The organism is Phocaeicola intestinalis, assembly GCF_014837065.1.
Lineage (GTDB): Bacteria > Bacteroidota > Bacteroidia > Bacteroidales > Bacteroidaceae > Phocaeicola > Phocaeicola intestinalis.
The window spans coordinates 1-21,682 of record NZ_JACSPP010000066.1 but is presented as its reverse complement, the minus strand read 5'-3'; the positions used below and the strand labels follow the sequence as shown (position 1 = coordinate 21,682).

Sequence of the window (21,682 nt, the reverse complement as noted above, 5' to 3'; positions counted from 1 at the left end):
CAGGTGTTCAAGCATCTGGAACGGCTGGCTGCCGTAGCGAACCTGTCGGAAGCGAACCGTGTGGCTTATGATAAGGCAGTAGACCGTTTCTACGTGAGCCGTATTTACGAGGAGGACATGCAGGACAGGGTGGAGAACGCGATGCGGGAAGGAAGAGAAAAAGGAATGCAGGAAGGAAGAGAAGAAGGCATAAAAGAAGGTATAAAAGAAGGTAAATTGGAAACGGCGAAAAAAATGAAAAGTTTAGGCGTATCTACAGACATCATAGTGGAAGCTACCGGACTTAGCCTGGAAGAAATAGCAGAGCTTTAAAAAGACATTTCCCTAAATTTCGGGAGCATCTCAAAAACTATCTTCTATGTATGAGGCACAATTAGCTCACTCCAATTGTAAAAAAAATAAATGTTCGCATTTTCTTAATTTGCTTGAAAAGACAAACCCACCGTCAAGTTCGAAATAGAAAGAGGCCGTCTCTTGGTGGTGAGACAGCCTCTTTTGCTTTATTGAAAATGGTAATCCTGTTTTTACCAACCTTGTGGATAAAGCATTATTGATATTTTTCAGTTGCGGAACTTCAGACCGTCGGCATTGCGTTCTACCACAATCGGTTTCGTGCGGTCGACTTCCTGAGCCAGCAGTTTCTTCGACAAATCATTGAGCAGGTAACGCTGGATGGCACGCTTGACCGGACGTGCACCGAATTCGGGGTCGAATCCTGCCGTAGCAAGGAACTCGACGGCTTCGTCGGTCATCTGCAGCGTTACGCCATTGTCGGCAAGCATCTTCTGTATGCCGTTGATTTGCAGGCGTACAATCTGCTTGATTTGGTCTTTATCCAACGGCTGGAACATGATGATTTCATCGATACGGTTCAAGAACTCCGGACGGATGGTCTTTTTCAGCATCTCCATCACTTCTTTCTTGGTGTCTTCTACAATCTGGTCATGGTTCTGGTCGTTAATCTTCTCAAACTGACTTTGTATGTATGAGCTTCCCAAGTTGGAGGTCATGATGATGATGGTGTTCTTGAAGTTCACCGTACGTCCCTTATTGTCCGTCAGACGTCCGTCGTCCAATACCTGAAGCAGGATATTGAAGACATCAGGGTGCGCTTTCTCGATTTCATCGAACAGTACGACCGAGTAAGGTTTCCGGCGCACGGCTTCGGTCAGCTGACCGCCCTCGTCATAACCTACGTATCCCGGAGGCGCACCAATCAGACGCGAGACGGTATGTTTCTCCTGATACTCACTCATGTCAATACGGGTCATCAGCGATTCGTCATCGAACAGGTATTCTGCCAGTGCCTTTGCCAGTTCGGTCTTACCTACACCGGTGGTGCCAAGGAAGATGAACGAGCCGATGGGACGTTTCGGGTCTTGCAGTCCTGCACGGCTCCGGCGCACGGCGTCTGCTACGGCTTCGATGGCTTCGTCTTGTCCGATAACACGTTTGTGCAGTTCGTCTTCCAGATGGAGCAGCTTGTCGCGTTCGCTTTGCAGCATCTTGCTTACCGGTATTCCCGTCCAGCGCGATACTACATCGGCTATATCCTCGGCAGTTACCTCTTCCTTAATCATGGCGTTGTCGCCCTGCTTTTTCTTCAGGTCTTCCTGGATGCTCTTGATTTCGTTTTCCAATGCCTGTAGTTTTCCGTATCGGATTTCTGCTACTTTTCCGTAGTCGCCTTCACGTTCGGCACGGTCGGCTTCGAACTTCAATTGCTCGATTTCCTTCTTGTTCTGCTGTATCTTGTTCACCAGTTCCTTCTCGCTCTGCCATTTGGCTTTGTATGAAGTATCTTGTTCCTTGAGTTCGGCTATTTCCTTGTTCAGCTGGGCAAGTTTGGCTTCATCCTTTTCCCGCTTGATGGCTTCGCGCTCGATTTCCAGTTGTTTCAACCGGCGTTCGATTTCGTCCAGCTCTTCGGGAAGCGAATCACGCTCCATACGGAGTTTTGCGGCTGCCTCGTCCATCAGGTCGATAGCCTTATCGGGCAAGAAACGGTCGGTGATGTAACGGTTGCTCAGTTCCACGGCGGCAATGATGGCTTCGTCTTTGATACGCACTTGGTGGTGGTTTTCGTAACGCTCCTTCAAGCCACGCAGGATAGAGATAGAGCTTGCTGTGTCGGGTTCGTCCACCATGACGGTCTGGAACCTACGCTCCAAGGCTTTATCCTTTTCGAAATACTTCTGGTATTCGTCAAGGGTAGTGGCACCGATGCTCCGCAGTTCGCCACGTGCCAATGCCGGTTTCAGGATATTGGCTGCATCCATGGCACCTTCACCTTTTCCTGCACCTACCAGTGTGTGGATTTCATCGATGAACAGGATGATGTTTCCCTCTGATTTCTTCACCTCGTTGATAACCGATTTCAGCCGCTCTTCGAATTCGCCTTTGTATTTGGCACCGGCAATCAGCGCACCCATATCCAGTGAGTAGAGCTGTTTGTTCTTCAGGTTTTCGGGCACGTCACCACGCAGGATACGTTGGGCAAGCCCTTCTACAATAGCGGTCTTACCGGTACCCGGCTCACCAATCAGAATCGGGTTGTTCTTCGTACGCCGGCTTAATATCTGAAGCACACGGCGGATTTCCTCGTCACGTCCGATTACGGGGTCGAGTTTTCCGGTACGGGCTGCCTCAATCAGGTTGATGGCATACTTGTTCAGTGACTGGTAGGTATCTTCGCTCGATTGCGAAGTTACTTTCTGTCCTTGCCGCAGTTCGCTGATGGCTGCACGCAGTTCCTTGTCGGTCAGTCCGGCATCCTTCAGCATGGTGGAAACGGTGCTCTTCACATTCAGCAGGGCGAGCAGCAGCGCTTCCAGTGATACATACTCGTCACCTAATCCTTTCGAGTATTCGATGGCTTTCTGCAATACCTCGTTTGCATCACGGCTCAGGTAGGGTTCGCCTCCCGATACCTTCGGCAGAGAAGCAATCTGCCTGTCGAGTACCGTTTCGATTTGTTGGCCGTTGATGCCCAGTTTCTGGAAAATGAAGTTTGTCACATTTTCTCCTACTTTCAGCACCCCTGCCATCAAATGTTCTGGCTCGATGGCTTGCTGTCCGCGGCTTTGTACCAGATTGACCGCTTCTTGCACAGCTTCTTGCGATTTGATTGTAAAGTTGTTAAAGTTCATATTGTATTCTCCTTTTTGTTTCTTAGTAAATGAATTACGACTACTATTCATCAAATTCTTTGCCAAACGGCAAGAAGAGTGTATATATGTCTACATGTCAGATGTTTACGTCGGGTTTCTGCAATATTGTCCGTTCTTTGTACAAATTGTCAGTAAAGTTTTCGTATCTTTACTCCCAAAACCGTTAGATAGTTTGGATATATGGAAAAGAAGATACCTTTTGACCCGGTGGTGATGCTGATTGATGCGTCTTATCTTGACCGTGTGGGAAATGATTTGAAAGCGCATTTTGCCCCGATATTGAAACGTGAGTTGCCAAAAGCTGATTTGGCTGTACTGTTGGAATGTCTTGCCTTAGATGCTGGTGTATCCTTAGGTGAAACGAAAGTACAGGTAATCTTTGTTTATGATGCTGAGGGGAAGCGCTTCTCGTTTTGTGCTCCTGCTGATTTGGAAAAAGAAATTCATTCGATGGCATTTAAGAGTCAGTTGGGAGAATTCTCGCTTTATGCTTTCCAGCCGTCTGGATTGGCTACGCGCGAAGATTTGTTTGCCGAGTCGTTCCAGTTGATGGCCGAGTCGAAAGATGTGCGGCATATCATTGCCGTTCCGGATGAAGACGGATATGGTAGCCGTCTGAGCGACTATATAAATAAGGTGGAAAAGAAAGATCCGGTTACGGTGTTCGGCATGAATCCACCTGTTTATTCGGGAAACTTTACATTCGAAATGTTGGGATTTGCCATACTTCAGGCATTGGGCATCCGTGCCGATGAATTATGATGGGAAGAAGGTATGTCTGATTTTCGTTTGAAAGTTTTTTATGCGGTGGCCAAGAACCTGAGTTTTACCAAGGCATCGCAGGAACTGTTTGTCAGCCAGCCTGCCATAACCAAGCATATTCACGAATTGGAGAGTCTTTATCAGGTGCGCTTGTTCAACCGGTTGGGCAACAAGATCTCCCTTACCGAGGCAGGGCGTGTGCTGTTGGAGTATAGTGAACGGATTCTTGCTGAATACCGCAGGTTGGATTATAGCATGCATTTGTTGCATAACGAGTATAGCGGACAGTTGCGTTTGGGAGCCAGCACCACCATTGCCCAATATGTTCTTCCGCCTATTCTTGCCGAATATACTCGTCAATATCCGAAAATCAAGCTGACATTGATTGAAACCAATTCGCGTAATGTAGAGCAGGCATTGCAAGAACATAGCATTGATTTGGGAATGGTAGAAGGGGTGTTTCGTCTGCCTAACTTGCGTTATGAAGCTTTTTTGTGTGATGAATTGGTCCCGGTTTCGTCTATTCAGGAAGGAGGAGAGCCGGAAGAGGAAATTTCGTTTGAAGAATTCAGGCAGATTCCTTTGATTCTCCGTGAGCGTGGTTCGGGCACGCTGGATGCCATCGAAGCCGTCTTGGCAGAAAAGGGAGTGAAACTTTCTTCGCTCAATGTACGGATGCACTTGGGAAGTACCGAAGGCATCAAGTCTTTCTTGAAGCACAGTCCTTGTCTGGGCATTGTTTCAATATTTGCTATTCGCCGGGAATTGGAAGAGAATGTGTTTCGAATTACCGACATTGCAGGCTTGCGTTTCCAGCGTCAGTTCTGTTTCGTGTCTCAGCAAGGGCAGGAAGATGGAACGGCACTTAATTTCATTCATTTTGTTTTCCGTTATTTGCAGGAACACCGGATTCCCGGACGCATAAAAGGTGGAACAAAATGACTCTGCCTTTCTTTGAAAGATATACAGAAGTACCCTGAAGGTCCAATTATAGGTTTGCTAAAGTCTTCAGTGTACTTCTGTGGCAATGATTAGTTGTGCATGGACTTGCCTGCTGATGTTTTCCATATAGCAAAGAGCAATCCCGATATGATGAAAGCGGCTATAGCCGAGATGTAGCCTACGATAGTTGGCAAGCCGAAACTATCCTTGGAAATGAGCAGGAACGAAAGGCAGACCGCCGTCATGAACATGGCAGGAAGAAGCGTAATCCAATAATTTTTCTTCTTCCGTACCAGGTAAACGGTTATTGTCCAAAGCGTGAATACCGCTAATGTTTGGTTAGCCCATCCGAAATAATTCCATATCACGTTGAATCCGTCTGCATCGGCAATGTTATACCACAATAGCGCTAAGGTGACTCCGAATACGGGGATGCAAATGTAGATGCGTTTGCGTATGGAGTGTTGTTCCAAGTGCAGGAATTCGGCAATGATAAGCCGGGCACTGCGCAGGGCTGTATCGCCGCTGGTGATAGGGGCGGCTACTACTCCCAATATTGCCAGGGCGCCGCCGAATACTCCCAGCCATCCTTGAGATACGGTGGTAACGACTTCGGGCGCTTGCAGGGTAGCCGGCACGCCTAACTCTCCGGCAGCACCTCCATAAAAGAAGTACATCGATACGGTGGCCCATATCAGAGCAACTACTCCTTCGGTTATCATGGCTCCATAGAACAAGGGGCGTCCTTGGCGTTCACTCTTGATGCACCGTGCCATAAGCGGGCTTTGGGTGGCATGGAAACCGCTGATGGCTCCGCAGGCAATAGTGATGAACAGGCAGGGGAATATGGTTCCTGAAGCCGGATTCATGTTCGTAAGCCCATCGGTCAGTTCGGGTAGGGAAGGCCATTTGATAAAGAGCACGCCCATTAAGGCGATTGCCATAAACAGCATGGCTATGGCAAAAATCGGATAGATGCGTCCGATAATCTTATCGATGGGCAGCATGGTGGCAAGGAAGTAATAAGCGAAAATGATGAGGCACCAGATGTACACCCACGTTAGCGAGTCGCTGCAAAGTTTTCCTAAAATGATAGCAGGGCTATAAACGAATACGGCACCTACCATTAATAAGAGGAATACGGAGAAAACCAGCATTACTTTCTTGGTGCGGTCGCCCAGATAAGCGCCTACCAGTTCGGGCAATCCGGCTCCGCCATGGCGCATGGAGAGCATGCCGCTTAAATAATCGTGCACGGCTCCGGCAAAGATGCAGCCTAATACAATCCACAGGTAAGCGGAAGGACCGAACTTGGCTCCCATGATGGCACCGAAGATAGGGCCTGTTCCGGCAATGTTCAGGAATTGAATCATAAAAATCTTCCATCCGGGAAGTACCACGTAATCGACCCCGTCCGCCATGCTGACCGCAGGGGTAGGGCGGTCATCGGGAGCAAATATACGCTCTACGATACGCCCATAAATGAGATAGCCCGCTACGAGGGCTATCAGGCTCAACACAAATGTTATCATAGTTTTTCAGTAATTAAATTGTTTCATATTGTAACAAATCGCTGCAAAACTACGAATAATTCTTTAAATATGATTTGTTCTGCTATTGAAAAAACGAAGAAACGCAGATTTGCATGGATTCTTTTTATTATTTATCCATGTAAATCTGCGCTAATCTGTGTTTAAATCGTTTCTATGTGAGACATCACATCAACGCCGGAACCAGCCATTTCGTGAGCAGGTATCCGCCTCCCACCAGCCATACATATAATAATCCGGCAAGAAGGAACGGTTTGGCGCCCGCTTGCTTGAACTTCTCGATGCTGGTATCTGTGCCCAGTGCCGTCATCGCCATGGTCAGCATAAAGGTATCGATGTATTCGATGGCGCCGTTCAGCGGGATTTCCTTTACACTCTCTACACCTAATATATATTGTAGGAAAGAGTTGAGGCAGATGATGCCGATAAATCCGAAGGCAAACCAGGGGATGGTGATTTTGCTTTTACCCGAGGTGCTTCCGGTTTCAGCCGACTTGCGTTTGGCAAGCGCGAAACTCATGATAACCAATACCGGGGCAAGCATCATGACGCGAATCATCTTGGTGATGGTGGCTGTACCGGCTATGCCCAAGGCATCGGTCGGGTCCATGGCATTGCCGGCTCCGGCTACGTGTGCCACTTCGTGAAGTGTGCTTCCGGTATAGATAGCCGTACCGATGTTCCCTAATGCGTCCAGTAATCCGGCGCGGTACATAATCGGGTATAAGAACATGGAAATGGTACCGAAGATAACGACCGTAGATACTGCAATGGCGGTTTTATGCCCTTCACATTTCACCACCGGTTCGGCTCCCAATACTGCTGCCGCACCGCAAATGGCACTTCCCGTAGCGGTCATGAGCGAAGTGTCCTTGTCCATTTTCAAGGCACGTCCCAGCCATACGCCCAGTCCGATGGTGCCAGCCACGATGAGGGTATCAATGAGGATGGCGGGAAGCCCTACCGCTACTACTTGCGTAAGGGTCAGACGAAAACCGTAAAGCACGATGCCGGCACGCAGGATTTGCTTGGTGCAGAACTTGATGCCCGGTACCCATGTCTCTGGCAACCGGTTCCGTAAGCTGTTGGCATACAGCATGCCTAATATGATACCGACGATAAGCGGGCTGAATGAGAGATTTCTGACAAATGGGATTTCTGAGATGTAGAATGCTGCAAATGAGAAGAGGGCAATGAGCAGGATTCCGTGTAGAGTGTTTCCTCTGTTTCCTTTTTCGAACATATCGCAATAATGTTTTAAAGTGGTTATACTTTTTCTAATGCACCGCAAAGGTAAGACATTATTGTCGACAGACCTATTGAAAAATATTTATCTGCTATAACTTGTAGTAATAACGAGAAAAATGTTCGCTTGTTTGTTACAAGTAGAAGAAAGAGATTCTCTACTTGTAACATTCATGCGTTAAAGTCATCATCACAGATATCATCATCCGCTCAGAAGGGGGAGCAATCATAACTGTTTCCCTTCCTATTCTGTTTGCTATAATTATATGTAATCCTATTGAAAACAAGTAAAAATGTAAAGAGAATCTTGGTATTAGGAAAGGTCACAAGTTTCCTTTTCGGAATCATCCGAAAGTTCACAAATATAAGAAAAAAATGAATAGATGACAAATTTCATGTGGCGTTTTTACAGGGAAATTGTATATTTGTTCCCGATTTTAGATAATGAATAAAAATAGCAGATAGATTCAGATGAGAAAACATCTATTATTGACATTATTGATACTGGCTTGGGGGGCGATGTTGTCCTTGCAAGGACAGAACAGGATGCAGCCGGACTTCCGTTCGCCTTTCGACTTTCCGCTTTTATTGAGCGCGAACTTTGGTGAATTGCGTCCCAATCATTTCCATAACGGTTTGGACATCAAGACCGGAGGCGTGACAGGAAAACCTATTTACAGTGTAGCGGAAGGCTATGTGTCGCGCGTCATGGTGCTGCATGGCGGATATGGGCAAGCTTTGTTCGTGACCCATCCCAACGGATTCACTTCGGTATACGGACATGTGGTTTCGTTCGCTCCGAAGATTCAGGAATATGTCCGTAAGTATCAGTACGAACATGAGACGTTCGTATGCGACATTCGCATCGAGCCGGATGTGCTTCCCATAGAAAAGGGAGAAATGATTGCGTTGAGCGGAAACGAAGGCTCATCGGCAGGGCCGCACCTGCACCTGGAGTTGCGCCGGAACGATAACGGGGATTATGTCGACCCCATGCCTTACTTTCGGAAATACCTGAAGGATGACCGTTCACCCGTGGCAAGCCTGATAGGGCTTTATCCCGTAAAGGGCAGGGGAGTGGTAGACGGAAGTTCCCGGCGCAAGCTGGTAGGGGCTGGAAACCTGAAGCAACGCTTTACGGCATGGGGAGAAATCTATACGGGCATTGCCGCTAAGGATTACATGAGCGGGACTTCCAATTTCTATGGCGTGCATTCGGTGACGCTTTATGTCGATTCGGTACAGGTTTTCCGGAGCGTTACCGATGAAGTTTCGGCAAATGAGAACCGGATGATAAACAGCTTTATCGATTATGGAGAGTACGCGAAAACCCGCCGGCTCGTCATGCGTTCGTATAAGGCTCCGGGCAATAGCTTGCGTTTATTGGAGACGGATGACGCAAGAGGCATCGTGACGATAGACGAGGAGCGTGATTATCATTTCCGGTATGTGCTGGAGGATAATTTCGGAAACAAGCGTTCATACCGTTTCACGGTGTCGGGAAAGCGGCAGGACATCCCTGCTTACGAGCCTCAGGCCAAGTGGATGTTGCGTTGGAACCAGACCAATGTCGTACAGGAACCGGGCATGAACCTGATTGTTCCGAAAGCCATGGTGTATGAAGATACCGAACTGGATACCCGTGTGGTGAGTGATAGTGGGAATATCTCGTTCGACTATGTACTTGATGCGGGACCTGCACCTTTGCATGGCTTTTGTCCGTTGGAAATAGGCGTGCGCCGTTTGCCCGTAGCAGATACCACGAAATATTACATCGAGCAACGGGTGGGCAAGTGGAAAGCATCGGTGGGAGGAACATACGCCAACGGTTGGGTAAAGGCAACCGTCCGTACGCTCGGTACATTTTCGGTACAGATAGATACGGTCGCTCCACGCATTACTCCCTTGGGAAGAGGCACTTGGCGTACGAACCGCAACATACGTTTCCGGGTGAGCGATGCGCAGACTGGGATTGCTTCGTATAAGGTTTATGTCGACGGAGAGTTTGTATTGTTCGGGCTGAAGAAAGGCATCTTGGTCATTCAAGACCCTGAGCGGATAAAGAAAGGCGTGGCTCACCGGCTGGAAGTCATCGTGAAAGACGGATGCGAGAACGAGGCACGAGAGGAATATGAATTCTGAATATAGGTGCGCGAGCCGATGCATATACGTCCGTCGGCTGATGCATATAGGTGCATCGGGCGATGCATTTAAATCCGCGTCAATCTGCGGGTATCTGCGTTTCAGAACAATTATAAATTATCAAAATAAAAAACACGAATAACAATGAGAAAAAAACTTGGATGGATTGCCATGCTATTGGCAATGTGTGTGATGAACGGTTGGGCTTGTACCAACTTGATTGTCGGAAAGAAAGCCTCTGCCGACGGGTCTGTAATCGTTTCCTACTCGGCGGATTCGTACGGCATGTTCGGATTCTTGTGCCATTATCCGGCGATGACGCACGAATCGGGAGCCATGCGCCCGATTTACGAATGGGATACCGGCAAGTACCTGGGGCAGATAAAGGAGGCGAAGCAGACCTATAATGTCATTGGAAATATGAACGAATTTCAGGTGACGATAGGGGAGACCACCTTTGGCGGACGCCCCGAACTGGTAGATACAACCGGAATCATGGACTATGGAAGCCTAATTTATGTGGCGCTCCAGCGCTCTCGCACAGCAAAGGAAGCCATTAAGGTGATGACCGATCTGGTTAAGGAATACGGATATTATAGTAGCGGAGAATCGTTTTCTATTGCCGACCCGAACGAGGTATGGATTATGGAAATGATAGGCAAAGGACCGGGCGTGAAAGGTGCCGTATGGGTAGCGGTACGCGTTCCCGATGATTGCATCGCGGCACATGCCAACCAAAGCCGCATCCATAAGTTCGACCTGAACGACAAGGATAATTGCCTGTATTCGCCCGATGTGATTTCCTTCGCCCGTGAGAAAGGCTATTTCAATGGGATGAACAAGGATTTCAGCTTTGCCGATGCTTATTGTCCGCTGGATTTCAGTGGCTTGCGTGCGTGCGAAGCCCGCGTGTGGAGTTTCTATAATATGTTCAGCAAGACCACCGGCGATGCATACCTTCCTTACATCCAAGGCAAAAGCAAGGAGCCGATGCCGCTTTACGTGAAGCCCGACCGCAAGGTGTCGGTGCGCGACATCCAGCAGGCGATGCGCGACCATTACGAAGGCACTCCCCTCGATATTACGAACGATATGGGTGCCGGAGCCTTTCAGATGCCTTACCGCTTGTCTCCGTTGACATTTAAGGTAGACGGTCAGGAATATTTCAACGAGCGTCCCATCTCGACCCAGCAAAGTGCCTTTACGTTTGTTTCCCAGATGCGTTCCACGATGCCCGATGCTATCGGCGGTGTTCTGTGGTTCGGATTGGACGATGCCAACATGACGGTTTTCACTCCGGTGTATTGCAATACCGATAAGGTGCCGGCTTCGTATGCCGAAGGAGAAGGCGATTGTGTCACGTTCTCATGGAATTCGGCGTTCTGGATTTACAATTGGGTGGCAGATATGATTCGTCCGCGTTATAGCCTGATGGTAGAGGATATGCGTACCGTTCAGAATGCATTGGAAGATATGTATGCCGATGCGCAATCCGGAATCGAAAGCACCGCGATGAAACTTTATGCCGAGAATCCGCAGAAGGCGAAAGAGTTCCTCACCAATTACACAGGCATGAGTGCCCAAGCGGCGGTAGATGCATGGAAGAAGTTAGGCGAGTTCCTCATTGTGCGCTATAACGACGGGGTAGTGAAACGGGTAAAGAACGGCAAGCTGGTACGTCCCGAAACGGGCAATACGGCTCCGCTTGACCGTCCCGGATATCCGCAAGAATTCCTGAACGAACTGGTGAAGTCTACCGGCGAGCGCTATAAGGTGATTGACCTGAAGTAGGCCTTTATACAAATATTAAGTCCGCCTCAAGATAAAAGTAACTTTATTTTGAGGCGGATTCCTTTTTGTAAATGGACTAGTTAGATTGATATTATGCCTGCCGATTCCCATTGGATGCCGCATGAACAACCCTAACGTATCTCTTATGGGTTGGCCGAAGAAAACGCCTTTCAGTTTGTCTTCATTTTTATTGACATATCCCAATGTTTTCATGGCTTCTTACCCACTAAAACATTATTCCGCAATGAAAACGAACAATCGCTTCTGATTCTTTTATCTGAAAATCAGTAATCGTATGAGAATGTGGATTGTACTTTACCAAGCATTCCACTTGCCTTAGTCCATACCAATAATCGAACCAATAATGGCTGATGTAGGCTTTATCATCATCCAAGAAGACTACGGGAGACATGCTTTCCGACCAATTTGCCTTTGCCTCAGATTTAAAGTGATTTAGCTCATTATAGTTCGCTTCAAACAGTTGTGTCAGATGGTCTATGTCCTCAATCTGATTAATGAAGACCCGATATTTATACAAACCATGCCACCACATCCCTATCTTATGCTTGGTTTGCTTCAACAGATAAGCTTGCCAAATGGCTTCTTCGGTAAAAGGTAATGTAATGTGTTTGAAAGGACTTTCAAACTCTGGGAGAGGTTTTGCTTCCGGATATTTTTTATCCCTATTATACCACATGGCAAAATCTACATCGCATGGCTTTTCTACAGATTTAAGCCGGGCGTAAAGCCGCAAATGCTGTCCGATATCCCTAAAATAAGGAGAGTCGGGCTGAGGATTGTAATTATCCAATACATACATTTCATCCAAATTCAAGTCGGGCAATTCTGTCAGCAAGGCATTCAGATTGGGGGAATTTTTCAAAGAGATTTTCGAAAGCGAGCCGCAAAATCTGTTACATGCGTCTATCAAGCGAGGATTGTGTTTCCCCAATCCTTTATACTTGGCAAAGTTGTCATTGTTATCATCTTTGGCAGAACGGTCTGGCTTTTCTTCTTTTGCTCTTTTGAAAAACTTTGCAAACATATTCCAAAAAGATTTCATTCTTTTGAGTGTTGGCATAATTTGCCTATTCTTTTTCTTTTCAGCCTTTATAAATTTCAAAAGGGATGGGCAAGCGGTCTTTACATAATGTTCATTCAATTTCCAACTGGCTACAAGTATGGGCAGTTTGGCGGAAGACAAATTAATATAGGTTTCTTCTGCCACATAATTTGTGCTTATAGGCAACCAATATTCAGAATATACTGGATTACCTGCATTCCAAACTTTCACGTCATGCTTATATTCTTGATATTGCTGTAATAGCTTAGTATAAGGAATCAAGCTTTTAGAAAAACTCGGAAAGCAATAATCCTTGCCTCTTTTAGCATGGACGACCAAAAGGGAATAACTTGAATCATGTAAGCGCAGCCAAACTTCCTGATGTTCATTCAAGAACTTGACGCAATCTGACGCTTGTTGAATCCTTGAGTCTAATGTTTCTTTGTCTATCTCCATTTTATTTCCTTTTCTTCCGCTTGGTACGGGAACTTTGAGGGTAAGCCCTGTCCTTTTTCAAACGGATTTTCCATTGTTCATTATCAGCCTTTTCCGTAGCTATCACACTCTCCGCATTCGCTTTTGTCTCTATGATAAAGCGTTGCTGTTCCTTTAATGTCTTGACCATACTTGTAGCGTTTTATTTACATGTCATATAACTTTTCTAAATCACTAATAATCTCATCATTTAGTATCGGCTTGAACAATTTGTCAAACATGCTTTGGTTTCCTTTTAGACCTTTGGATTGTTCCGGTTCTGGCAATAGAGCATGTTTTCTCAATAACAGTTGTACCAAAGGAAATGTCCATTCTATCCGTGGATTCAGTTCCATAGCTCCCCAATTCAATTCATCTTGATGTTCCAAGACGAATGATTCTTGAAGAGGCAAATAAGAATACAATTCGTATATTATTGGTGTAGTATTTTATCCAATTTTGGATAATTTCATCTGTGATATAACCTTTATCTTCTTTCACTCGATTCTTATTATTTAATTGTTGAATGTGGCGAAGAGTTTGCTCTATATTGTCTATTCCTTGCCAAGCGATATAACCAAAATTACCCATTAGAGACTCTAATTCAATTGAAGTATTTTCTATTTCTGCTTTAATTTCGGTATTACTCCAATCTGTATAATCGTTTATGAATAGGTATGGTAAGTATTTCATTTTATCATTCATAGATAAATTTAGGTATAAATCAATTGATTTAGGATTGCATTTTATAGAGCGTATGAATGTTGAATTATTCTTAAGCATATCTTCATGAACATAGCTTTTGCCTTTTATTATAAGTTCCAGACAATAAGTCTCAAAATTTTTTCCTCTAAAAGTTTCACCTTTTCTTTTACAAACCAATGGATTAGTTATGTAATACTTTCCCGATTGTTCAATACGGCAATTTTCATATTTTGAAATCTGTTCATCATTCAAATCATAATATTGGCGTATCAGATTCCTCATCAATAGTTTCCCAAACTTTTCTTCCATTACGTATTTCCGCAACAAAATCAAAGCTAATCCATTTTGTTCTATTTGATTGGCATTTTTCATGTCTTGCAATTCATTTATCTTAACTTGAAAGTTGTTTAGTGCTTTCATGTTTTCAGCCAAATCAAATAGGTTGTTCACTTGTGTATTCAGGTAACAATCAAGTATTTTGCTGATTGCTAAACTACGTTCCTTATCGATTGTCATAATTTAAACTTATACAATTTTTTATTATTTGCATCCTATGATTGCTCTCTAAAAATCAATATCCGCTTCAATAAAAATTTTATTTGATAAATAGTCATATACTTTTTCATGCAAGCTTCTACCTTGTTCAAGAACTTCTTCTATTGTTTTCGCCGGAAGAAAAAATTGACGCTGCAATTTTTTAATAAATACTTTTCTTTGTTCTTCAAAAAAAGATGATGAATAAATTACAGGAATTGTTTCCATATCAAAAAATTGCATTTGCCAAATAGCATTCTCGGATAAGAGAACAGCACTTGAATCAAAAAACGTAATAGACCATCTTTTTTCTTTATTTTCTCTTAAAACAGACATTACTGTGTATTTAAACGCCCCATATCCAAGAATCAAAACAAGTAATCTGTCCTTATATAGATTTAAGTCAGATACATTCTGCTTTATAGCTTTTGAAATACACAAATAAGCTATGCTTGATATTGTTTGTATCGTATCAACATCGTCTGATAATTGGTTATGCAACATGAAAAGAAAAGCTCTTCCTACAATGTAATAATTGTTTATACTTTGCAATTCAGTTGGATTATCTAAGATCTGTCTATAAAGCATTGTCAATAAACCAGTGGCTGTTTGAATATGCTTATTCTCAAATTCTTTTATTGCTTCTGTCGCTAAGGATTCTATAGCTTCCATTTTATATTTGATATTATTTGCTTATATAAATCATATCCATTACTGCTCCCATAAAATTCTATCAAATAAGTTTGATTAGAAAATTGTACTTTACATAAATCTCCCAGTTGATAAAAAAGAGAAAGGAATGAAGGTACATTTTTTGATGAAGAATGACCACCTATAATAAGATCATTACTCCATAATATTCTATCTCTATTAAGTGATATTTCTTTGAAAATCAATCTGCTTAAAATATATTGTCTATAATCGATATGTTCCAATTCTATATGCATTTCATCATTAACAATATCACCTTTTATTATAGCATTAATTTTTCTATCAACTATGCAACATTGATTTTCCCAAATTTTCATTGTATGTGCAAGGAAGCCTATAGGTTTTCTTGCTATCGGACCACTCTGTTCTAATATATTTATCGGAAATGTGTCATAATACTCCATCATAATATATTTATTTTTTAATCAACAAAATAAACCACACCTTTTTTAATTTTTTCATTTAAATATTTCATAACATCATTATGTAACAATGAAGCGTATTGGATTACATTATGGGGAGAACAAACATCATTGAAATAACCATTAGCAATGGATTGATCAAACCAATTTTTACGCAATAATATGTCATTGGGCAGCTTGACCAGAGATGATAACATTTTAATATCTTTATATTCAAGTATTAATACATATTTTGCTATAGGAGGTAAGGATACCCAATCATTAAAATCTACGTAAGAGAGTATGGGTAAATTTTTTGCATGAGCAATAGTTTTATAAAAACTTTGTGCTCCTAAGTTTAAAATTATTATACGTTTATCTAATGCTCGATAGTTTGATGTATTATAATCTATTCCACATGATAAAAAATAATACCCCAATGTAGAAAGTGTTTGAAATAATGAAGAATCATCAATCGCATCTAATAAATTTAAAAAGGTTTCTCCTACTGTTGCTGCATCCTTATTAGGTATTGCGATTAATGAATTAGACCGTTTGAAAGCTGTGTAAGCTATTTCTTGAAATAGCATTATCGATTTATTTCTATCCAAATGATAGAAATGGTTTGCTTGTTCACAAATTCGGATAAAAGATTCTATATTCTCCATAATTTTTATTTATATTTTTCTAAGTAAGGTTCTATACCAAAAGTACTCTTTCTATAACGGGTTATATAAAGATGTTGCGAAACAGTATTTAATACTCTATTTATGAATAAACGAGTAAATTCAACACGCTGCATTATTGGAATGCTAATTCCTTTATTCCTTGATAAAGCTTCTGTAACCAATATAAATTCGGCTATAATTCTAAATAAATCGGTGTCGACAATACGGTTAAATTGTTTAATATGATAAAAAACAAAGGAATCAAAGGCTGCATATAAAAAATCTTCTCCTTTAGGAGAATTTTCTAGAAAACTTAATATAGTTCCTACATCATCTATAAAATCTTGTTCTCCATATCTAAGTTCGGTAAATTGATTTACACGAATATCCCATAAGGGGATTATAATAATCTTTTCTTTACGGGATAGATTTAAATCTACTTCACAAACAATTTTAATTACTTCATGTAAATAGAAAAAATAAAATTCAACCTCTTGACCTTTGATAGTATCTAGATAATTAATCTTACAACCGTTTCTTTTAAAATTAGTGTCCATATTTACATTGTGACTCCCGTTCCTCGAAGATTTAAAAGTTAACAAAAAGAAGCGTGGAACTGCGTGCTACTTCCACGTTCTTGAAGGTCCTAGGAAAACCCAACACACAATGGTAAATAGACAGCAGACCCACGCTATGCAGCGTGGGAACCGCCAACGTCCATCCTTGTGTGTTTTGAAAATTTCCTAGGTTTTCAAGAACAAGAATGAAGCATGACGCTTCTCACATAATATTTTCCCACAAAATAGTGAGCCGCAGACGCTTCAGCCTGCTCACTGCCACAAAAGTAAGCAATCCTTACGAATAAATCAAACGAATCAAGAAATTTTGTTGGGTAAAATATTTGTCATTGAATCGGATGGTTAGATAAATGGAAATGCTTGTTCCGGACTTGATTATTTTCAAATAATCCTCCAAATACTTGACTTTGCTTTCGTCTCGTATTATCTTTGTGACAGGCTTGGTTTTATGTCCTCCGATGCGGGGATATACATCCTTGCTGCCGAGGATGTACGTCCTTGCATCGGAGGATGTACATCCCCGGTACGGAGGACGTAAAACCAAGTGATAAGCAAACGGATTATTAACCTTAATCAAAACAAAACGATGAGTGCTCTTTATGATTTGTTGCCTGTGCCCTTTGCGGGCGATGCGGAAAACGCTCCGAAACTTTATCCGAAGATGGTTGCCTACCAGACCGTTACGTTTGATCAGCTTGTCGAGAAAATCGCCAGCCATTCCGGACTGACCAGAGGGAATATCCTTGCCGTGATGGAAGAGATAGAATACTGGACCACGCAACTCCTTTCGGAGGGATACCGTGTGCAGATAGGGAATATCGGCACGGCCTCGGTCTCGCTCAAGGCAGACGCGGAGGTGTACGATAAAGAAGATATACATGCCCAGTCCATCCGTTTCGATAAGGTGAGGGTGACGGTATCCAAACAGTTCTCGAAGCAATGCTGCGGGAAGGTGTTGCGTGCCCCTTCGTGGAAGAAGTTCAAGCAAAGTTCCAGCCGTTATACGGAAGAAGAGCGGCTTGACATGCTTCGGGCGTATCTGGAAGAGCATCCGTACATCACCCGCGCCGAATACGGGGAGCTGACCGGACTGTTGAGGAACAAGGCGTGGCAGGACCTGGACAAATGGGTGAAGGCACACCTTATCGACATCAAGGGGCGTGCTCCTCACCGGGTTTATGTGAAGCGTAAGGGACAGGATGACAAGCTCTAATTTTCCAATAAAGTAGGAAGCGATTATATCATGCTCGGTACAAGTTTGTGTATTTTCTCACCACAGAGGACACAGGGTACCACAGAGGAAAAAAGTCAAAAGGCTCTGTGTGTCTCTGTGTCCTCTGTGGTAAAACAGTTATTTTACACCGGTTTGCTACATAGAGCTTCCTTCAGTTAACATAGACTTTAATAAAGTATGTTTCGAACAGTATCCGGGCCTCCTCCAGTTCTTCGGGTGTATTTTGAGGAACTTTTTTTAATTGGTAATCCAGCCCCATTGCTTCGTACTTATGAACGCCTAGTGTGTGGTAAGGCAGGATTTCTACTCGTTCTATCATCCGGTAAGGATGGAAATGGGCTCCTAAAGCCTTGATGTCTTCACGAAATGAACTGTAGCTTGGAACTAGCACGTAACGCAACCAGAAGGGCTTTTCGTTAGCTTCCAGCCAGGCAGCCGTTTCCAGCGTTTGGGCATTGCTATGACCGGTCAGCCGGCGATGGCGTATATCATTAAATTCCTTTACATCGAGCAGTACCAGGTCGGTCAGTGTCAGCAGTTCCTTCACATCTTCGTTCCAGATGCTTCCATTTGTGTCCAGACAGATATGAATGCCCTCTTTCTTCAGCATCCGGAACAGAGGTATCAAGTCTTTTGCCTGGATCGTAGGTTCTCCTCCGCTGAAGGTGATGCCGCCTTTCTTGCCGAAAAAAGGTTTTTGATTTGTTGCCATCCGCAAAATGTCTTGGGGATCCGTGGCCTTGCTTTCACCTTGCGGATTGATGGTGTCGGGATTGGCACAATACAAGCACCGGAAGTTGCACCCTTGCAAAAAGACTACCAGACGGATGCCAGGTCCGTCGTAAGTGCCCAACGATTCGTATGAATGTACTTTTATTGCCATTATTATTTTTTACTTTGGACACGGAGACGCACTGGTGTTGAGCTTCTTTGTGGATGATCAGGTCACCTTGTGTCCCGTGTCCAATTGTTAAACTATTTTACATCCGTTCGTGGAAACTGCGTGAGATAACCTCCAACTGGTGCTCGCGGCTTAGTTTGATGAAGTTGACCGCATAGCCCGATACGCGGATGGTGAGTTGCGGGTATTTTTCAGGATGCTCCATCGCGTCTTCCAGCATTTCACGGTTCAGCACATTCACGTTCAGGTGGTGTGCCCCTTTTACGAAATATCCGTCCATTAATGTCACCAGGTTTTCAATGCGACTTTCGCGGTCTACACCCAGTGATTTCGGAACGATGGAAAACGTGTTGCTGATACCATCCTGTGAGTCGCGGTAACGTAATTTTGCCACCGAGCTGAGTGATGCTACGGCTCCGTTCTTGTCACGCCCGTGCATCGGGTTCGCTCCAGGGGCGAATGCTACTCCTTTGGCACGTCCGTCAGGGGTGGCGCCTGTTTTCTTGCCGTACATCACATTTGAGGTGATGGTCAGGATGGAGAGTGTCGGCTTGGCGTGTTTGTAGACGGGCAACTTTTTCAGTTCTTCGTCGAAGTAATAAATCAAGTCTACCGCCAAATGGTCCACGCGGTCATCATCGTTCCCGAAGCAAGGGAACTCGCCTTCGATGTCGAAACCTTCGGTCAGTCCGATATCGTTACGGCGTGCTTTTACCTTGGCATATTTGATAGCAGAAAGCGAGTCTACTGCGATTGACATACCGGCCACTCCGTATGCCAGGTTAATTTCCGGGTCGGTGTCAACGAAGGCCATCTGCGCTTTCTCGTAATAATATTTGTCGTGCATGTAATGGATGATGTTCATCGCGTCGTTGTATACGCGCGCCATCTCTTTCAGTACTTTCTTGTAGTTGGCAAGCACTTCCTCGAAATTCAGCTCATCGTTACTTAATACCGGAATATCTTTCACCATCACTGTGCCCGTGTTTTCGCAACGTCCGCCGTTGATGGCAAGCAAGAGTGCCTTGGCCAGGTTGCAGCGTGCACCGAAGAATTGGATATGACGGCCGATGTCTTGATACGACACGCAGCAGGCAATACCGTAATCGTCCGAACCGCGCACCTCGCGCATCAGGTCGTCGTTTTCGTACTGGATGGAAGATGTATCGATGGATACTTGTGCGCAGAAATCCTTGAAGCCTTCGGGTAGCTGCGGGCTCCAGAGCACGGTCAGGTTCGGTTCGGGCGAAGGCCCTAGGTTGTACAGTGTCTGTAAGAAGCGGAAGGAGGTCTTTGTCACTTTCACCCGTCCGTCATTGAAGCGTCCGCCGATGGACTCGGTTACCCATGTGGGGTCGCCTGCGAAAATATCAGTGTACGCCTGCATACGTAAGTGGCGCACCATACGGAGTTTGATGACAAACTGGTCAATCAGTTCCTGTGCGTGTGCTTCATCCAATGTTCCGTGAGCAAGGTCATACTCGATGTAGATGTCGAGAAATGATGACACGTTGCCTAGCGACATTGCTGCTCCGTCTTGCTCTTTCACGGCAGCCAGGTAGGCCATATATACCCATTGTACCGCTTCCTGTGCCGTTTCGGCCGGACGGCTCAGATCGAGTCCGTATTGTTCTCCCAGTATCTTTATTTCTTTCAAAGCCTTGATTTGCTCCATCACTTCCTCACGCAAGCGGATGCGCTCATCAGTCATCGGGCTGGTCAGGTGACGCAGGTCGTCCTGCTTCGCTTCTATCAGTCGGTCCAGTCCGTACAAAGCAAGGCGGCGGTAGTCACCAATGATTCGTCCGCGTGCGTAGTTGTCGGGAAGTCCGGTGAGGAATCCCAGCGAGCGGAATGATCGGATTTCTTCAGTATAAGCATCGAATACACCATCGTTGTGCGTCTTGCGGTAATGCGTGAATATATCCTTTACCTTCGGGTCTACTTCCGTTCCGTTTTCGCGGCAAGCTTTCTCCACTACCTTGATGCCTCCGAAGGGCTTGATGGCACGGCGCAGCACCTCGTCGGTCTGCAGACCGACGATTACTTCATTGTTTTTATCGATGTATCCTGGAGCAAACGACGTGATAGTAGAGACGGTAGACGGATCGAGCGAGCGCACGCCGTTGTTGGCACGTTCTTCGGCAAGTGCTTCCAGGCATTTATTCCATACGGCTTTGGTACGTTCGGTGGGACCGGTCAGGAAAGATGCGTTGCCCACATAAGGAGTAATGTTAGTCTTTACGAAATCGGTAACGTCGACGTGATGATTCCAACGTCCCGGTTTGAAATTCATTGTCATAAGGCAAGAAATAATTAAAATGTGATATACTTGTTTTTCCTAAAAACGGATGCAAAGGTACGGAAAATCCCGATACGGCGCAATACCTGAAAATGGGGATAAGTACATGGAGGGTTGCAGTCCTTTCATTTACACACAGATGGCCCGCTATCTTTCTCATCACACAAACGGAAATGCCTCAAAAATTCACCCCAAATCATCGCACGATAAGTTCGAAACAGTTTCATAATTCTCTTCCTAATTTATCAGGAAGAAAGATTTGGGGATATTTGATGCCTAATCCCGACAGGTCTATTGATGATACATTGCAATATGAACGTTAATTGATTTTGGGGAAGCAGCAGTTTTCTCTTTATTTTTTGTATCATTGATTGATCTTGCTATCTTGATTCTATCTTTTTCTTACCGAGAGGACTATGCGAAAAGTGCAAACCCACCGTCAAGTTAGAAGTGCAACTCCTCCACCGCCTTCCTCCGTCCTTGGAGCGTAGCGGAAAGGGCGGAGGAAG

At 44.5% G+C, this 21,682-nt stretch carries 18 protein-coding genes; 6 read left to right on the top strand and 12 right to left on the bottom strand.

Going from position 1 to position 21,682, the window contains the following annotated elements; genetic code table 11:
- On the top strand, positions 1–312 hold a 312-nt coding region (locus H9625_RS15170; RefSeq protein ID WP_225226462.1), incomplete at its 5' end, for an Rpn family recombination-promoting nuclease/putative transposase.
- A gap of 248 nt (positions 313–560) precedes the next feature.
- Here the strand turns inward: H9625_RS15170 and clpB are convergent.
- A complete protein-coding gene (gene clpB, locus H9625_RS15165) occupies positions 561–3,149 on the bottom strand; it encodes an ATP-dependent chaperone ClpB (RefSeq protein WP_022038597.1) in 2,589 nt (862 codons plus the stop codon).
- Positions 3,150–3,350: 201 nt separating this feature from the next.
- Between clpB and H9625_RS15160 the strand changes: the two genes are divergently transcribed.
- Positions 3,351–3,932 carry a DUF6621 family protein gene (locus tag H9625_RS15160; RefSeq protein ID WP_022038598.1) on the top strand — a complete coding sequence of 194 codons (582 nt, stop codon included), beginning with the start codon at positions 3,351–3,353 and terminating at the stop codon, positions 3,930–3,932.
- Positions 3,933–3,944: 12 nt separating this feature from the next.
- Positions 3,945–4,874: a LysR substrate-binding domain-containing protein gene (locus H9625_RS15155; RefSeq protein WP_022038599.1), complete on the top strand. Its 930-nt coding sequence runs from the start codon at positions 3,945–3,947 to the stop codon at positions 4,872–4,874.
- An 89-nt stretch (positions 4,875–4,963) separates the two neighbouring features.
- Here H9625_RS15155 and H9625_RS15150 read toward each other — a convergent pair whose 3' ends face one another.
- Together H9625_RS15150 and H9625_RS15145 are read right to left on the bottom strand one after the other, a co-directional pair.
- Complete coding sequence (locus H9625_RS15150; RefSeq protein ID WP_022038600.1) at positions 4,964–6,406, bottom strand: carbon starvation CstA family protein; 1,443 nt, start codon at positions 6,404–6,406, stop codon at positions 4,964–4,966.
- A gap of 184 nt (positions 6,407–6,590) precedes the next feature.
- Positions 6,591–7,667 carry a YeiH family protein gene (locus H9625_RS15145; protein ID WP_087208956.1) on the bottom strand — a complete coding sequence of 359 codons (1,077 nt, stop codon included), beginning with the start codon at positions 7,665–7,667 and terminating at the stop codon, positions 6,591–6,593.
- A gap of 473 nt (positions 7,668–8,140) precedes the next feature.
- Here H9625_RS15145 and H9625_RS15140 point away from each other — a divergent pair, with 473 nt between their 5' ends.
- Positions 8,141–9,811, top strand: coding sequence for a M23 family metallopeptidase (locus H9625_RS15140; RefSeq protein ID WP_191765159.1), 1,671 nt, complete (start codon positions 8,141–8,143; stop codon positions 9,809–9,811).
- A 144-nt stretch (positions 9,812–9,955) separates the two neighbouring features.
- Positions 9,956–11,602: a C69 family dipeptidase gene (locus H9625_RS15135; protein WP_087248098.1), complete on the top strand. Its 1,647-nt coding sequence runs from the start codon at positions 9,956–9,958 to the stop codon at positions 11,600–11,602.
- A gap of 226 nt (positions 11,603–11,828) precedes the next feature.
- On the opposite strand, the gene H9625_RS15130 is transcribed toward H9625_RS15135, so the two are convergent.
- The 7 genes from H9625_RS15130 to H9625_RS15100 all read right to left on the bottom strand — a co-directional run bounded on the left by H9625_RS15130 (position 11,829) and on the right by H9625_RS15100 (position 16,715).
- Positions 11,829–13,121, bottom strand: coding sequence for a hypothetical protein (locus H9625_RS15130; RefSeq protein WP_191765157.1), 1,293 nt, complete (start codon positions 13,119–13,121; stop codon positions 11,829–11,831).
- Position 13,122: 1 nt separating this feature from the next.
- Positions 13,123–13,290 carry a hypothetical protein gene (locus H9625_RS15125; RefSeq protein WP_158098060.1) on the bottom strand — a complete coding sequence of 56 codons (168 nt, stop codon included), beginning with the start codon at positions 13,288–13,290 and terminating at the stop codon, positions 13,123–13,125.
- A gap of 221 nt (positions 13,291–13,511) precedes the next feature.
- Positions 13,512–14,360 (bottom strand): hypothetical protein, encoded by an 849-nt coding sequence (locus H9625_RS15120; RefSeq protein WP_191765156.1) that lies wholly within the window; start codon positions 14,358–14,360, stop codon positions 13,512–13,514.
- Positions 14,361–14,408: 48 nt separating this feature from the next.
- The gene (locus H9625_RS15115) at positions 14,409–15,050 is read right to left on the bottom strand and encodes a hypothetical protein (protein WP_191765154.1); all 642 of its coding nucleotides are present in this window, start codon (positions 15,048–15,050) and stop codon (positions 14,409–14,411) included.
- Positions 15,038–15,496, bottom strand: coding sequence for a hypothetical protein (locus H9625_RS15110; RefSeq protein ID WP_191765152.1), 459 nt, complete (start codon positions 15,494–15,496; stop codon positions 15,038–15,040). The genes H9625_RS15115 and H9625_RS15110 overlap by 13 nt, the downstream gene beginning before the upstream one ends.
- A 14-nt stretch (positions 15,497–15,510) precedes the next feature.
- Positions 15,511–16,158 carry a hypothetical protein gene (locus H9625_RS15105; RefSeq protein ID WP_191765150.1) on the bottom strand — a complete coding sequence of 216 codons (648 nt, stop codon included), beginning with the start codon at positions 16,156–16,158 and terminating at the stop codon, positions 15,511–15,513.
- A 5-nt stretch (positions 16,159–16,163) separates the two neighbouring features.
- Complete coding sequence (locus H9625_RS15100) at positions 16,164–16,715, bottom strand: hypothetical protein (protein ID WP_191765148.1); 552 nt, start codon at positions 16,713–16,715, stop codon at positions 16,164–16,166.
- 607 nt (positions 16,716–17,322) lie between these two features.
- Between H9625_RS15100 and H9625_RS15095 the strand changes: the two genes are divergently transcribed.
- On the top strand, positions 17,323–17,949 hold the full coding sequence (locus tag H9625_RS15095) for an HU family DNA-binding protein (protein ID WP_087405839.1): 627 nt from the start codon (positions 17,323–17,325) through the stop codon (positions 17,947–17,949).
- Positions 17,950–18,121: 172 nt separating this feature from the next.
- On the opposite strand, the gene pflA is transcribed toward H9625_RS15095, so the two are convergent.
- Positions 18,122–18,853, bottom strand: a complete 732-nt coding sequence (gene pflA / locus H9625_RS15090; protein ID WP_191765146.1) for a pyruvate formate-lyase-activating protein — start codon at positions 18,851–18,853, stop codon at positions 18,122–18,124.
- A 97-nt stretch (positions 18,854–18,950) separates the two neighbouring features.
- Positions 18,951–21,173 (bottom strand): formate C-acetyltransferase, encoded by a 2,223-nt coding sequence (gene pflB / locus H9625_RS15085; RefSeq protein WP_022039928.1) that lies wholly within the window; start codon positions 21,171–21,173, stop codon positions 18,951–18,953.
- Between the last annotated feature and the right edge of the window lie 509 nt (positions 21,174–21,682).